The 15025-nt window shown below is 41.7% G+C and carries 16 protein-coding genes and 1 pseudogene; 12 read left to right on the forward strand and 5 right to left on the reverse strand.

The window, feature by feature from the left end; all coding sequences use genetic code 11:
- The 3 genes from rhaD to ACEW8O_RS12500 form a co-directional block, all read left to right on the forward strand.
- Nucleotides 1–1567: bifunctional rhamnulose-1-phosphate aldolase/short-chain dehydrogenase (gene rhaD, locus ACEW8O_RS12490; RefSeq protein ID WP_373494960.1), on the forward strand; the 1567-nt coding region annotated here is incomplete at its 5' end.
- A 329-nt stretch (nt 1568–1896) separates the two neighbouring features.
- Nucleotides 1897–3174, forward strand: a complete 1278-nt coding sequence (locus ACEW8O_RS12495) for a sugar isomerase (protein ID WP_373494961.1) — start codon at nt 1897–1899, stop codon at nt 3172–3174.
- On the forward strand, nt 3149–4501 hold the full coding sequence (locus ACEW8O_RS12500) for an FGGY family carbohydrate kinase (RefSeq protein ID WP_373494962.1): 1353 nt from the start codon (nt 3149–3151) through the stop codon (nt 4499–4501). Before ACEW8O_RS12495 ends, ACEW8O_RS12500 begins: the two co-directional genes overlap by 26 nt.
- Nucleotides 4502–4604: 103 nt before the next feature.
- Here the strand turns inward: ACEW8O_RS12500 and ACEW8O_RS12505 are convergent, their stop codons facing one another.
- Nucleotides 4605–4901, reverse strand: coding sequence for a DUF3784 domain-containing protein (locus ACEW8O_RS12505; RefSeq protein WP_373494963.1), 297 nt, complete (start codon nt 4899–4901; stop codon nt 4605–4607).
- 78 nt (nt 4902–4979) lie between these two features.
- Between ACEW8O_RS12505 and ACEW8O_RS12510 the strand changes: the two genes are divergently transcribed.
- The 7 genes from ACEW8O_RS12510 to ACEW8O_RS12540 all read left to right on the forward strand — a co-directional run bounded on the left by ACEW8O_RS12510 (nt 4980) and on the right by ACEW8O_RS12540 (nt 10350).
- Nucleotides 4980–5543, forward strand: a complete 564-nt coding sequence (locus ACEW8O_RS12510; protein ID WP_373494964.1) for a hypothetical protein — start codon at nt 4980–4982, stop codon at nt 5541–5543.
- A gap of 18 nt (nt 5544–5561) precedes the next feature.
- On the forward strand, nt 5562–6047 hold the full coding sequence (locus tag ACEW8O_RS12515) for an N-acetyltransferase family protein (RefSeq protein WP_373494965.1): 486 nt from the start codon (nt 5562–5564) through the stop codon (nt 6045–6047).
- Between the two features lie 421 nt (nt 6048–6468).
- Nucleotides 6469–7224: a (Fe-S)-binding protein gene (locus ACEW8O_RS12520; protein ID WP_373494966.1), complete on the forward strand. Its 756-nt coding sequence runs from the start codon at nt 6469–6471 to the stop codon at nt 7222–7224.
- A complete protein-coding gene (locus ACEW8O_RS12525; protein ID WP_373494967.1) occupies nt 7221–8579 on the forward strand; it encodes a lactate utilization protein B in 1359 nt (452 codons plus the stop codon). Before ACEW8O_RS12520 ends, ACEW8O_RS12525 begins: the two co-directional genes overlap by 4 nt.
- Nucleotides 8576–9142, forward strand: a complete 567-nt coding sequence (locus ACEW8O_RS12530) for a lactate utilization protein C (protein ID WP_373494968.1) — start codon at nt 8576–8578, stop codon at nt 9140–9142. Before ACEW8O_RS12525 ends, ACEW8O_RS12530 begins: the two co-directional genes overlap by 4 nt.
- Before the next feature lie 270 nt (nt 9143–9412).
- Nucleotides 9413–9619, forward strand: coding sequence for an addiction module protein (locus ACEW8O_RS12535; RefSeq protein WP_373494969.1), 207 nt, complete (start codon nt 9413–9415; stop codon nt 9617–9619).
- A 458-nt stretch (nt 9620–10077) separates the two neighbouring features.
- Nucleotides 10078–10350, forward strand: a complete 273-nt coding sequence (locus ACEW8O_RS12540) for a hypothetical protein (protein WP_373494970.1) — start codon at nt 10078–10080, stop codon at nt 10348–10350.
- 278 nt (nt 10351–10628) lie between these two features.
- On the opposite strand, the pseudogene ACEW8O_RS12545 reads toward ACEW8O_RS12540, so the two are convergent.
- The 4 genes and pseudogenes from ACEW8O_RS12545 to ACEW8O_RS12560 form a co-directional block, all read right to left on the reverse strand.
- Nucleotides 10629–12029, reverse strand: a pseudogene (locus ACEW8O_RS12545) (sugar porter family MFS transporter).
- A gap of 101 nt (nt 12030–12130) precedes the next feature.
- Nucleotides 12131–12421 (reverse strand): winged helix-turn-helix domain-containing protein, encoded by a 291-nt coding sequence (locus tag ACEW8O_RS12550; RefSeq protein ID WP_373494971.1) that lies wholly within the window; start codon nt 12419–12421, stop codon nt 12131–12133.
- Nucleotide 12422: 1 nt separating this feature from the next.
- Nucleotides 12423–12995, reverse strand: coding sequence for a hypothetical protein (locus ACEW8O_RS12555; RefSeq protein WP_373494972.1), 573 nt, complete (start codon nt 12993–12995; stop codon nt 12423–12425).
- An 11-nt stretch (nt 12996–13006) separates the two neighbouring features.
- Nucleotides 13007–13513, reverse strand: a complete 507-nt coding sequence (locus ACEW8O_RS12560) for a DUF1579 family protein (RefSeq protein WP_373494973.1) — start codon at nt 13511–13513, stop codon at nt 13007–13009.
- A 149-nt stretch (nt 13514–13662) separates the two neighbouring features.
- Between ACEW8O_RS12560 and ACEW8O_RS12565 the strand changes: the two genes are divergently transcribed.
- Nucleotides 13663–14034 carry a transmembrane 220 family protein gene (locus tag ACEW8O_RS12565; protein ID WP_373494974.1) on the forward strand — a complete coding sequence of 124 codons (372 nt, stop codon included), beginning with the start codon at nt 13663–13665 and terminating at the stop codon, nt 14032–14034.
- Between the two features lie 2 nt (nt 14035–14036).
- On the forward strand, nt 14037–14816 hold the full coding sequence (locus ACEW8O_RS12570; protein ID WP_373494975.1) for an NIPSNAP family protein: 780 nt from the start codon (nt 14037–14039) through the stop codon (nt 14814–14816).
- Nucleotides 14817–15025: the final 209 nt, after the last annotated feature.

Genomic DNA, 15025 nt, shown 5'->3' on the forward strand with positions numbered 1-15025 from the left:
TGATTTGGGCCTGCAATTGAGAGACGCATTGGATGCCAATCCCGGTATCCGCGGCATCATGTTGGGCGGTCACGGACTTTTTACTTGGGGAGACACCGCTTACGAATGCTATATCAACAGCTTGGAAGTCATCGAAAAAGCGTCCGAATACCTCGAAGAAAACTACGGCAAGAAAAGACCGGTTTTTGGAGGAGAAAAAATCCAGTCTTTGGATTCCAGCAAAAGAAAAGACCAAGCGGCCAAAATTGCTCCACTTTTAAGAGGGTTGGCATCAAGCTATAATCGGATGGTGGGAACTTTTAACGACTCCGACACTGTGCTGCAGTTTATCAACTCCAATGATTTGGACAAGCTAGCACCTTTGGGAACTTCCTGTCCTGATCATTTTCTAAGGACAAAAATCGCTCCTTTGGTTCTTGATATTCCCAAAGATCAGGATTTGACTGACCTCAATTCTTTGAGAGGCCATATTGAAAAGCTTTTTGCCAAATACAGAGAAGGATATAAAGACTATTACGAGAAACACATACGCTCCAACAGCCCTGCCATACGTGACCCCAATCCGGTCATCATCCTTTGGCCTGGAGTTGGGATGTTTTCCTATGCCAAAGATAAACAGACTTCACGTGTTGCTTCTGAATTTTATGTCAACGCCATCAATGTTATGCGCGGTGCTGAGGCGGTTTCCGAATATGTGTCTCTGCCTTTGCAGGAAGCTTTTGATATTGAATACTGGTTGCTTGAAGAAGCCAAACTTCAAAGGATGCCCAAAGAAAAACCACTTTCCAGAAAAGTAGCTTTGATCACCGGCAGTGCGGGAGGCATAGGAAAAGCAATTGCTGATAAATTTGCAGCGGAGGGGGCCTGTGTTGTCCTTTCTGACATAGATGAAGACAGGTTGCCTGCTGCCAGAAAAGATTTCGGGAAGGATGCCGCCATCGCCGTCAAACTCGATGTGCTGGATAATGATACTATTGCTCAAGCCTATAAAGAAGCCTGCCTGGCCTTCGGTGGAGTTGACATCATCGTCAACTGCGCCGGGTTGGCCATCAGCAAGTCCTTGACGGACACCACTGAAGCTGATTGGGACTTGCTCAATGATGTATTGGTCAAGGGTCAGTTCAAAGTTTCCCAAGCCGGTGTCGCTGTTCTGAAAGCACAAGGGTTAGGTGGCGACATCATCAATATTGCTTCCAAAAACGCACTGGTTTCCGGTCCAAACAATGTAGGATACGGTACGGCAAAAGCTGCACAGGTACATATGTCAAGGCTTTTGGCTGCAGAACTCGGTCCGGACAAAATCCGCGTCAACGTGGTCAATCCGGATGCTGTGATCGAAGGTTCCAAAATCTGGGAAGGCAAATGGGCAGAAGGAAGAGCGAAAGCCTATGGCATTACTGTAGAAGAGCTTCCTGCGCATTACGCAAAAAGAACTTTGCTGAATGAAATCATCAGTACCGAAGATATAGCCAATGGGGTATTTGCTTTTGTGGGAGGTATTCTCCCCAAATCCACAGGTAATATTCTGAATGTGGATGGGGGCGTTGCGGCGGCATTTGTGAGGTAAGGCCCAGAGAATTGTTGGGTTCCCGCGAAACTTGTCCCGAGTATCGGGAGGCGCGAAGACGCAAAGGAATTGATTGATAAATAAATCAAAGGGTTTCCTATGTTTTGAGGATTATTACTGGCAAGGCTTGTCCTAGTCACCTCAACGACAGGAGAGGTCTAGTTCCCTGATTCAGCGCATCAGATTTCTCTCTACGTTCGAAATGACAAGGAAAGGTCTTTTCTTCAAATAACCCTCAATAGAGAGAAAACCAAAATCCCCTTGTTCGGAATTATAAATTCCTTATATCTGTACCCGAAATTGCAAATTCCGAGTAGCGACAAAAAACCATGAAAATAACCACCGACCATATACAATCCTCCAACAAATCCCGGGAAAGTCAACATGCCCGGGAATTTGATTTTCTGGCGGAAAACCTGGAGAAAAAAGGACTGAATGTAGAAAACCTGATCCAAAAGCTGAAAGCACTGCAAATCGCCATACCCTCTTGGGCATTGGGGACGGGAGGCACTCGTTTTGGCAGATTTTCAGGAGGTGGTGAACCCTCCACGCTGATCCAAAAAATCCAGGATGTAGGTATCCTTCACGCCCTTAACCGTTCAAGTGATTCAGTCTCGCTTCATATTCCTTGGGATATCCCGAAGGACTATGAAGCTATCCGACAGGTTGCTGCTGACGTGGAAATCGGTTTTGATGCAGTGAATTCCAATACCTTTCAGGATCAAGCAGATCAATCCCTTTCCTACAAATTCGGATCTTTGGCCAATTGTGACAAAGACATCAGGGAATTGGCAATTGCCCACAGCAAGGAGGTGATTGAGATCGGACAAAAACTGGGTTCCAAAGCCCTGACTGTCTGGTTGGCAGATGGAAGTTCTTTTCCCGGTCAGCACAGTTTCCGTAAAGCCCTACAAAACACCTATGAATCCCTACACGAGATTTACCAGGAACTTCCGGGCGACTGGAGATTGCTGGTGGAGTATAAACCTTACGAACCCTACTTTTACAGCACGGTGATTTCCGATTGGGGCACTTCTTTTCTTTTGGCCAACAAACTGGGAGAAAAGGCTTACACCCTGGTGGATCTGGGACACCATCTGCCCAATTCCAATATCGAGCAGATTGTCGCCACCCTGATGACAGAAAGCAAACTGGGTGGTTTTCACTTCAACGATTCCAAATACGGGGACGATGACCTGACCGTGGGTAGTATCAAACCTTACCAACTATACCTGATTTTCAACGAACTGGTAGCCGGTTTTGAAGAAACTGCCAATCCTTCTCCAGCTTGGATGATTGATGCCAGCCATAATTTAAAGGATCCAATGGAGGATCTTTTGCAGTCAGTTGAGGCCATTAAACTTGCTTATGCACAGGCTTTAACAGTAGACAGAAAATCCCTTGAAGCAGCACAGGTTGCTAAAGATGTAGGACAAGGGCAGGAAATATTACAGGATGCGTTCCGCACTGACCTAAGGCCTTTGGTAAGAGAAGCTATTCGCCAATGCGGAGGGGCAATTTCCCCTATCCAAACCTACAGAGATTTGAAGGTGAGGGAAACCCTGATCAAAGAAAGAGGAAATGACAGTAAAGCCAGCGGACTATAACATGGAGCCCAATAAGGTAACAGCCATATTCGACATCGGAAGGACCAACAAAAAATTCTTTTTGTTTGATCAGGACTTCAAGGAGGTCTATCGGATTTACCATAGGCTTGACTTTATCGTGGATGAAGATGGTGAAGCATGTGAATCCATAGCAGCACTGACCAAATGGGTAAAACAAATACTCAAAGAGGCCTTGGCATTGCCGGAGTTTCTGATAACCAAACTTAATTTCACTACCTACGGCGCATCCTTTGTACACATTGACCAAAGTGGCATTCCCGTGGCTCCGCTGTACAATTACCTAAAAGAATATCCCGAGGAAATCTTGGAGCAGTTTTATGCCCAATATGGTCCTCCTGAAAATTTCAGCCGTGAAACCTCCTCCCCTTCTTTGGCCATGCTAAACTCCGGTCTGCAGCTTTATTGGCTGAAATATGCCAAACCGGAAACCTTCAGAAAAATCCACAGAAGTCTACATTTGCCTCAATACCTGTCGTATCTCTTTACCGGAAAAGCTGTTTCGGAATATACGAGCATAGGTTGCCATACAGGACTTTGGGACTTTGGCAAAGGCACCTATCACGATTGGGTCAACAAAGAAGGGATCAACCCAATCCTTCCTGAGGTGGTTGATACCACTACCAGTTTCGCAAAGACCTTTGACAAACATAGTATGCGTATCGGAGTCGGTGTACATGACTCCTCTGCTGCTTTATTGCCCTACCTTCAAAGCAATGATCAACCTTTTGCCCTGCTGTCCACCGGTACCTGGGCGATCAGTATCAACCCTTTCAACTCTTCTAAACTGACTACGGAGCAATTCCGACAGGATTGCCTGCATTTTCTGAGTAAGGAAGGCAGTCCTATCAAAATCAGCCGACTTTTTATCGGTGAAGAACATAAGGTTCAGATTGAAAAACTCTATGCTTATTTTGATCTTGAAAAAGGTTATTACAAGGCTTTGCAATTTGAAAAGGACAGGTATGACAAGGCAAAAGGTAAGCCCCAAAAACGGTTCAAATTTGAGTATTTAAAGCCTGTGGTTTATGGTATTTCACAAGCAATTGCAACCAACTGGCAAGGATTTACCGATTTTGAAGATGCCTACTACAGTTTTATCCATGAACTTACGGAACTGCAGGTCGCTTCCCTAAACCTCGTCTTAAAGGATACCAAAGTCCAGAAACTTTATATCGACGGAGGCTTCAATGCCAATCCTATTTTTGTGGGAATGTTGCGGGACAAACTACACGGACTGAGTATAGAAACCACGGATTTTGCGTTGGGGACGGCGTTGGGGGCAGGAATTTTGGTTGGAAATAATTGATATAAAGTAGAAATATGGTGGATATAAAATAGAAATATTGTAGAAAAAGGATTAAAATATAGGAGAGATATTGATGGGTACTATTTGATATTTGGATAAACTATCATCTTCTAAACCATTGTCCTGCAACTATAAAAACTACCGCACCGATCAAGGTTACAAAAATACCCAAAGTGTCGCTTAAAGATGGCTTGCCGTGCCAAATGGCTATAAAATGACCTGCTAGGATGACTGCCCCCATAATGAAAAATCCAACCATCATAAAAGTTGCAAATCCATTTCCCTTCACATTTTCTTTTTCCTTTTGGGACAGGGTACTATAGCCTGCAATTAAATTCGGGAATAGTTTGACCAAAATACCGATCGCTATAAAAATCAAGGCAACGTATATGTTGTTCATGATTGTAGAATTTTGTTATGGAAAACTAAAAATATAAATATTTTTTTTAATTTAGTGACATCCATAAAAAGAACGGTAATGGCAATTAACTTTAATTTAGCGATAATCGGGACTTTTTTGTTCACAATTTCCCTATGTTCTGATGGATTAGCACAAAGCGAAGCTGAGACCATTACGGCGAAAAACACACTTTCGGTCGAATTGGGTGGAAATGCCGGTAGATATGCCTTAAGCTATGGCCGCCTTTTTCACCAAAACGGTAGTTTCAAGCTGTCAGGCAGTGTGGGATTTTCTATGTGGCATGAAAATGTTTTAAGTTCAACCTATTGGAATCCTGCCCTGCCGTTGGAAATAACTGCCTTATTTGGAAGATCGAAGCACCACATGGAATTTGGATTAGGACTAACTCCTTATTTAGAGAACAGTTATGACTTTGACCCTTCGGGAGAGGACATGGTAAAAAATTCTAATCATTTAAATGCGATTTTGCCTTTAAGGTTAGGTTACAGATATCAAAAGCCTGAAGGAGGATTCTTTTTCCGGGCCGGATATACACCCCTTATTTTTCTTCCTATTGGAGTCCGAGAGACTTTGCATTTTTATCCGCTTTTTGCAGGCTTGAGTTTTGGAAAAAGCTTTTAGTACATAGATCAGTGATAAATGATAGCAATCAGAAAAGCAACACCCACAGACTACGGACAAATCTGGAATATCCTCAAACAGGTAATCGCAGGGGGTGACACTATCGTTTTTAGCCCTGATAGTTCCAAGGAGAAGATGTTGGGATTTTGGTGCGGATCGGACAAGCATACTTATGTTGCTTGCATTGATCACGAAATTGTCGGCACTTTATTTATCAAGGACAATCAACCTGACCTAGGTTCCCATATTGCCAATGCCGGTTATTTGACATTGCCCTCGGCAAGGGGGAAAGGAGTAGGAATGGCAATGGGAGAATTCTCATTGGTCGAAGCAAAACGTCTTGGCTATCAAGCCATGCAGTTTAACATTGTGGTGAAAAGTAATCAAGGGGCTGTAAGGTTGTGGGAGAGATTGGGATTTAGAATAATCGGGGAAATTCCGGAGGCATTTGATCATTTACATTTAGGAATGACGAATGCTTATATCATGTATCAGAAACTTTGATGGAAATCAATACCATTTTCAAAAAATCAGATTTTAATGGAATCTGGTTTGGGGGATGGAAGGATATTGTTTGATACTTGGGGATATTAATTGAAATTTTTTAGATATCTTCTTATCCTTCATAAAAATGTGATTTCATACATTTTTTCCTTTGAATAAATGTGATTGGACACAATTTTTCCTTTGAAAAAGTGTTGAACCTCTCAAATCAACCCGACACTACAGGATATTTATTTTCCCATATTTTTTGAAATTCAAATTCCAAAAATGCTGAATAAGATTAAGGTAGATATTAACAAAGATATTGATGGATATAAGATAACCCTAGAATCCATCACAACACCCAAGAATCTAGAGCTAATATCAATGAATATCAAATATCCACCAATATCAAAACTAATAATATGTATCTTAGAGAATTATGAAATTCAATAAAAATATCGCCCTCTTCATCCCCTGCTACGTCGACCAATTCTACCCCAAGGTAGCCATAGCCACCATGGAACTCCTGGAAAAACTGGGCTGCAAAGTTACCTACCCCATGGCGCAGACCTGTTGCGGACAACCCATGGCCAATGCCGGGTACGAAAGAGGAACAGTAGGAACTACGAAACACTTCTTGGAAACCTTCAAGGAATTTGACTACATCGTGGCACCTTCAGGAAGCTGTGTGTTGCATGTCAAGGAACATGTCCCTGCCGTACCGGGAATGGAAAAGGAACAAAAAGAAATTCAGGATAAAACCTTTGAATTGACGGAGTTTTTGACTGATGTACTGAAAGTGGAAAACATCAAAGGTTCCTTCCCTCATAAGGTAGGTTTCCATGCTTCCTGCCACGGTCATCGGGGATTGCGTTTGGGTTCTTGTTCAGAACGCAACGAGCCTTTTTTCAGCAAGGGCAAACAACTTTTGGAACAGTTGGATGGTTTAGATTGGGTGGAACTGACCCGAAAAGATGAATGCTGTGGATTTGGGGGGACTTTTGCAGTTACTGAGGAAGCCCTATCCGTACAGATGGGAAAGGACAGGTTGGAAGACCACCTCGTCCATGGTGTGGAAGTTCTGACGGGGGGAGACATGTCCTGCATTATGCACTTGGAAGGAATAGCACGCAGAAACAAACAAGCACTACAGTTCAAACATATTGCTGAAATACTAAACGAAGCCATCTCATGAGCCATCCTGCAAAAGCATCTGAATTTTTGGAAGACAGTGCCAAATCCAAATGGCATGACGAGACGCTGTGGTTTGTCCGGGACAAGCGCGACACCATCAGCAAGTCCATACCAGAATGGGAGCAATTAAGGGAGCTTGCTTCCCAAATTAAAGACAATGTGCTGGCCAATTTGGACCAATACCTTATTGAATTTGAAAAAAATGCCAAAGCCAACAACATCCATCTTCATTGGGCCAAGGATGCTTACGAACACAATAATATTGTCCTAAGTATCCTGCAACAGCACCAATGCAAGGCCATCGTCAAAAGCAAATCCATTCTGACAGAAGAATGTCATCTCAATCCTTTTCTGGAAGAGAATGGCGTAGAGGTAGTGGACACAGACCTGGGTGAGCGCATAGTACAGTTTCTCAACCAACCGCCGAGCCATATTGTCCTTCCGGCTATTCATTTAAAGAAAAGGGATATTTCAGAAATATTCCATGAAAAGCTGCAAACCGAAAAAGGCAACGAAGACCCTACTTACCTCACCCATGCGGCAAGGGTTCACCTCCGGGAAAAATTTCTTGGGGCGAAAGTAGCCATTACAGGGGTAAATTTTGGAGTTGCCGAGACAGGGGAATTTGTGGTCTGCACCAATGAAGGCAATGCCGATATGGGGGTTCACCTGGCCGATGTGCATATTGCCTGTATGGGCATAGAAAAGATCATTCCCAGAAGAAAAGACCTTGGGGTATTCCTGCGCCTCTTGGCCCGTTCTGCTACAGGGCAGCCCATTACAAATTACAATTCCCATTTCCGTTCGCCTTCGCCCGATAAAGAAATCCATATTGTCCTGTTGGACAATGGCCGGACCGAACAGTTGGGCCGTGAAAAATTTAAAAACTCCCTGAAATGTATCCGCTGTGGGGCATGTATGAATACCTGTCCCATCTATCGCAGAAGTGGGGGTTACAGTTATGGTTCAGTGGTTCCAGGTCCGATAGGTTCTATCCTTTCTCCTGGGTTGGATTTAAAAAAACACAGTTCACTACCCTTTGCATCGACCCTCTGCGGATCTTGTTCGGATGTCTGTCCGGTCAAGATCAACATCCACGAGCAACTCTATGAATGGCGGCAGGAAATCACCAAGGATCAGGGCACCAATGCCAAGAGCATTTCCATGAAAATCGCCAATGGCATTTTTGCTGTTCCCTTTGCTTATAAAGTCAGTGGAGCCATGATGCGCGGCGCATTGAAAATCCTTCCTGACAGCATTACCTATTCGGGATTAAATACTTGGGGCAAGCAGCGGGATCTGCCCGAAACTCCAAAAGCAACTTTCAAAGAGTGGTACAAAAAGAATAGGTCATGAGCAGCAGAGAAAGTATTTTATCGAAAATAAAAGCCATCCCAACAGAAAATAAGCCATTGCCTGAAATCCCTGAATTTGAATTGAATGTGGATTTAAAAGAGGCGTTTATTCAATCCATTAAAGGAAATAAAGGAGAGGTGGTCGATCAAGCGCGACTGAACGAGTTTCTGGAAATCAACCGATTTACCAAAATCATTGATCTTTCAAATTCTATCCAGGACATTGACACCTTACAATTACCCGACGATGCCCATAATCTGGCTGACTTGGAGGTGGCCATTATAAAAGGGCAGTTTGGAGTAGCGGAAAACGGGGCGATTTGGTTGACAGATGAAAATATAGGATTGAGGGCATTGCCATTTATCACTGAGCATTTGGTGATAGTCTTGGACGAAAAATCTTTGGTTGCTAATATGCATACCGCCTACCAAAAGATCGGAAACCAAGATTCCGGTTTCGGCCTTTTTATAGCCGGCCCATCTAAAACTGCTGATATCGAGCAGTCCTTAGTGATTGGGGCACATGGGGCAAAGAGTTTGAGGGTGGTTTTCGTAAACCTTTGAGGTTTTTTTTAACCTCGAAGGTTATAGATTTCAATTAGGCCTTAAAGATCGGAAAGGTTGGTAGATATATGCTTCGCGATATAATTTGATATATGCCTTCGGCGATATAAAATCCCAGCATCAAAGCGGATTGATTCAATGACAAAAGAAGTAAAACATTTACTGATTACGGGGGGAATAAAAATGCCGGAGGCATGACCGAAATAATAACCCGGTAATTTATTGACGGGTTAATTTTCTCTATCTTAGTACTATCAAAAAAATCAAATTATGAGAGAGGTAACCTTAAAAATCCCGGAAGAAAAATTCGAGTTCTATTTAGAGCTATTTGAACAACTCGGACTTGAAACCGAATTTGAATATGAAATACCCGAGGAGCATAAAGAAATCGTAAGGGAAAGGATTAGGAATGCGAATGAAAATCCTGATCAATTATTAGATTGGGATGAAGTTAAAGATGATTTTGACTTTAAATGAAGGATTATAAAATCAAAATCAACGCTTCGGCAAAAATTGATATCCAAGAAGGTATCAAATGGTACAATTCAAAGGTCGCTTGACTTGGTGGAAGTTTTCACCAAGAAGTCAAAGAAGCTTTTGAAGCAATTCGATCAGTAAAATTTTTTCAGATAAGATATGATGAGGTGAGATGTCTCCCTCTCAAAAAATATCCCTACATGATCCACTATTCTGTAGATGAAGCTAGCCGACAAATTATAATCAGAGCAGTTTTCAATACGCATCGGGATCCAAATATCTGGAAAAGGAAATAGCTGTGGATTTAAATCTTTAATGGAAAAATCCTTAGGTATGCAACAGCCCACTAAAAAGGTTAATGCAAATTTCAGGATTTAAGTATGAAGTTTTTTTGAATGTGACATTCCATATTTCAGAATCATTTCAATTTTTACTATATTGAAGCAAACCAATTATTTATGAAAACGAAACCACATATTAAAATCAATTTTGCCTTTGGATATTTCCTTTTGGCACTCCTCTTTACCCCCTTTCTTTCCTATTCCCAAAAACAACAGGACATTCCCAGGCCACGTGGACCTATTGACTTTTCTGAAACCAGTAACATAGTCATTTATCTAGTTATTCCGGCAATTATCATCATTACATTTTTGATTTTGAGAAAAACACTCAGCGGGAAAGTAGAGGATAAGGAGGGGGTGAAGAAAAGCATTGACGAGAGGAATAAGTAGTCATAGTGCTTAACCTTTGAGTACACCGCGGCGTACTCGAAGGTTTTATGGTGAGAAGAAAGGTTTATTTTCGGATAATAAGGCATAGCCTTCGAGGTCCTTTCTTTGCGGTAGGGAAGACCTCAAAGAATTTCGGTTCTATTCCACACGGCGAATAGACCATCTCAATGCAATCTTCAGACTGCAAGTCCAAGTCTGAAGACTTGAACTATACAGGGCCTGCCCGATGCAGGCGGGTCTGAAGACTTGAACTAAACAGGCCCTCGAACTAAATCAAATCACTTCAACTCCCTTTCTATCTGCTCCAATGATTTGCCTTTAGTCTCCGGCAATACCAAATACAAAACCACAAAACCAATAGCACAGATCACTCCGTACAACCAAAAGTTATTGGCCCAGCCTAAGTTCTCTTTGATGGTCGGGAAAGAATAGGTCAAGGTAAAATTCCCGACCCAATGTGCCAAAGCAGCTATGGACATGGCCGCACCCCTGATCCTTGTCGGGAAAATCTCGGATAAAACCACCCACAACAAAGGAGCAAGGGTAAAGGAATAAAACATCACATTGGCCAATACCAAAAAGACTACCACCCATCCTCCCTGACCAACATAAAAGTAATATCCGATCAACATGTATAATAATGCCATGGCGGAGGTTCCGATCAGTAGCAGTTTTTTTCTTCCGAATTTGTCAACTGTGAAAATGGTAATAAATACAGACAGCACCATCACTGAACCGATGACCACAATGTTGAGCATCATCTGCTTGAGGGTATAACCTGCCGCCTGAAATATATCAGCCGCGTAGTAAATGATCACATTCACTCCGCTCCATTGTTGTAGAAAAGCTAAAAATATACCGATGGCCAAAAACTTGACCACACGTTTGTTGAGCAGTTCTTTGAAGTTGACCTTGACTAGGTCTTCTTTTCTCAAGGTAGTTTTTATCTCAGTGACGGCAAGATTCTCATAAAATTCTCCTCCGATTTTTTGCAGGATCTTCCTGGCTTTGGATTCTTCATTGTTTTTGATCAGCCACCTGGCACTTTCCGGTACAAAAAACATCAGGATAAAAAACAGCATCGCAGGAATCACCTAGACTCCAAACATCCACCGCCAGCCATAATTCCCATTCCAGCTAGCCGCAATCTGATCAAAAGAGGCCTCATCAGGCATCATCGTATCCAATAAGGAAATCTGCCAATTGACCAATTGGGCCAGCAGCACACCGATCATGATCAACAATTGATTGATGGTGACAAACATGCCCCGCTTCTCGGGTGGGGCGATTTCTGCGATATATAACGGCGAAAGATTGAGTGCTATTCCCATTGCTACCCCTCCTGCAATCCTATAGAAATTAAACCACCAAAAGGTATCAGACATAGCAGTCCCAATGGCAGAAAGTGAAAAAAGGAATCCGGAAAAAATCAATAAACGCTTTCGTCCCAAACGGTCACTTAAGATTATACATAGAATGGCACCTAACATACACCCCACCAATGCGGAACTTGTTCCCCAGCCTTGGTCTGTAGGTGAAGTGATATTGAAAAAAGGTTCATAAAATGGTTTGGCCCCACCGATCACCACCCAATCATATCCAAAAAGAAAGCCGCCCAAAGCGGCTGTCAAACTGACCAACCAAATGAATTTTTGGTTATACTCAATCTTTTGTTCCATCAATTATTATTAAGAGGGTTTATCATGACAATTTAAAAAATCACAGGGAACAAAATAGAGATAATTATACACTCTTCAAAAAATCCCAAAGGTTTAAAAATTCATTCCTTTTGTCGGATATACCCTTCCAAAGCATTCACATAATCTTCAAATGCTTTCCTTCCTTTATTGGTGATTTTGCAGGTAGTCAGAGGAAAATTATCACGGAAAGATTTTTCAACTTCTATGTAACCGGCCTCTTTCAGTTTGGAGATCTGTACACTAAGATTCCCTGAAGTTGAGCCGGTTTTCTCTTTGAGGTAAATAAATTCCGCTTCTTCCACAGCCATCAATAATGAGACAACCGCCAGCCTCAACTGACTGTGGAGAAGGGGATCTAAATTTTTGAACATCTTATTTATTAGGTTTCATCAAATGAGCGGGAGCAATGTAGCTGACAATGATGGCCAACATCAACAAAAGCAATTGGTATTGAAAAATCAGGAAAAAAGCAACTACTCCCATAAGAATACTTAAAAAACCTCCCCAACTCAAATATTTATTCTGAAGTGCTGATCCTGTCGAAAAGCATGCAACTCCATAAAGCATCATAAATACCGGATAGACAAACTCCCAGCCAACATGAAACGCACCAATGACCATCCCAATTATAGCCATAAACATCCCGCCCCAAATCCCCTGCATGACCCTGCCGGGAAAAGTAGCAACTTTGGATGAGTTCACTTTTTTCTTAATGTAAATGAAATGAACAACACTTATGAGAGGCATTATGAGCCAAACTATATAAGGATGCTCATAGCCAATAACAAATGCCAAAATATAATGCAACGCAGCACAGGCCAAGGTGACATAGCCCCACAAAAAGTAGAGGAATCTATCTGAATACACCTGATATTTGGTGCTTTCAATCATGGAGCGGATCAACTGAAGGCTTTCAGCTTCATCCCAGTTTTTAGTCTTTTCCATTTTTAGTCCTGTTATTTTTTGTCCAACAACATATTAAAGCTCGGGTACCAATTACTTCCATTTGGAGAAAACTCGCCCTTCTCAGTCCATTGTCCTTTTTCATTCAATGAAATAAAATACCTGACTTTCCCTTGGGGAAGATCAAAACCCCATTCCCATTGTTCATCATTATGAACCTTGATATAGGCTTGGGTTTTTTCACCGGTACTAAGCCAACTTTGCATCTCATAATCCTGTTTGCTTTCATCGAATGTAACAACCGCAAAAGCATTGAACTCTAACTTGCCCTCATTGTACCCTTTCCCCTCAATGCACAAAAGCTTTCCGCCCAACCTCAGTTCGACATTTTCATGCTGGTCAAGAACCAGATTTTGACCAGGTCCCATGGTAACATTTGCTGTTCCCTGCCATTGACCTACAATAAATGATATTTTTTCCAAGGCCTCTTCGGATGTCATTTGTGCCGAAACAGAAAATGACCCGAAGACCAAGCTAGTAAATAAAAGTAGTTTTCTCATAGCGTTGATTTTTTGATTTAGGTAAATGTAAAGTAGTTTATATTATAAACCAAAATATTTTTCAAAATATCTCTTTTAATAGAAATCAAAAATTAACTTTATCAAAACTTAAATCCCCAAACAATTAAACCTTAAAACCATCCTTTGCTATGAAAAATTTCCCTAAATATTTTTTCCTTTTCTGGATCTTTGGATTTTCACTTTTTGCCTATTGGCAGATCAATGATCCTGATCCTGAGATCTGGGTAACTATTTATGCGGTAGCAATCTTGTTTTCAGCAATGGCAGCCCGGGGCAAGCATCCCTTGATTCCTTTGACCATTGCGATTATCTCATGCGTCATTGGAGCAGTATATTTTTTCCCTGATTCTGTTCGTGAATGGATTGGATTTGAACTTGAAAACAAAGACCTGACAATGAAAACCCAAGAATCTGAGGAGGCAAGAGAAACATTTGGGCTTTTGATCATTGCTTCAGTTTTATCCTATTCAGCATACTTAGGCTGGAAAAAAAGAAATTAAAAATGAAAAACATATATAACCGAAATCTAACCATGAAAAGACTGACCATCATTACCTTTATTCTGCTCACCATTTACATTGTACCTATTCAAGCTCAGGAATCAAAGTATTATGAAATGAGGACTTATACCGCCAATGCGGGAAAAAGACCTGACCTGATCAAAAGATTTGAAGACCATACTTTGAGATTATTTGAGAAAAATGGCATAGAGAATTTTGCTTATTTTATACCCACAGATGCGGAAAACAATTCCTTGACATTTATCGTGGCTTATCCCGATCAGGAGTCTAGGGATGTGCTTTGGAAAAAATTTGGGAATGATCCGGAATGGCAAGCAGCCTACAAAGCATCAGAGGCAAATGGCCCACTGGTGTCAAAAGTTGATCAGGTTTTTATGACCATAGCACCGGAATTGACCCCCGAAATCATCCGGGACCATAACGCAGGCAACAGGGTATTTGAATTGAGAACCTATTATATGTTTCCCGGAAAAGTGGATGCCATTCATGCCAGGTTTAGGGATTATACCCGTGAACTGTTTCAAAAACATGGCATGACCAATGTGATATATTGGTACACAGTTGAGAAAGATGGTGAACAACAAAAACTCGTTTATCTGTTAGCTCATAAAGTTGAGAAAGCCGGTAAAGCTTCTTTTGCGAAATTCGGTAAAGATCCTGCTTGGATTACTGTCAGAGATGCTTCAGAAAGGAATGGCAAAATTGTCCAGAAAGTAGAATCTGTTTATCTGACTCCCTTGCCTTTTTCACCTTTGAAATAATTCATGCCATGACTATTAGAGATTTTGTTTAAAATACAACAAATCCGGTTGAGTCATGGCATGAGTAGCTAACACCAGAGTAATTTATGCCATGATTATCAGAGAATTTGTGTGAAATTATCACTAATCGAATTGAGTCATGGCATGAGTAGAAAAAAACCAGAGTAACCCATGCCATGACTATTAGACATCAAGTATAAAATTTAAAC

Origin of the sequence: Aquiflexum sp. (genome assembly GCF_041749095.1) — a bacterium.
Taxonomy (GTDB): Bacteria; Bacteroidota; Bacteroidia; order Cytophagales; family Cyclobacteriaceae; genus Aquiflexum.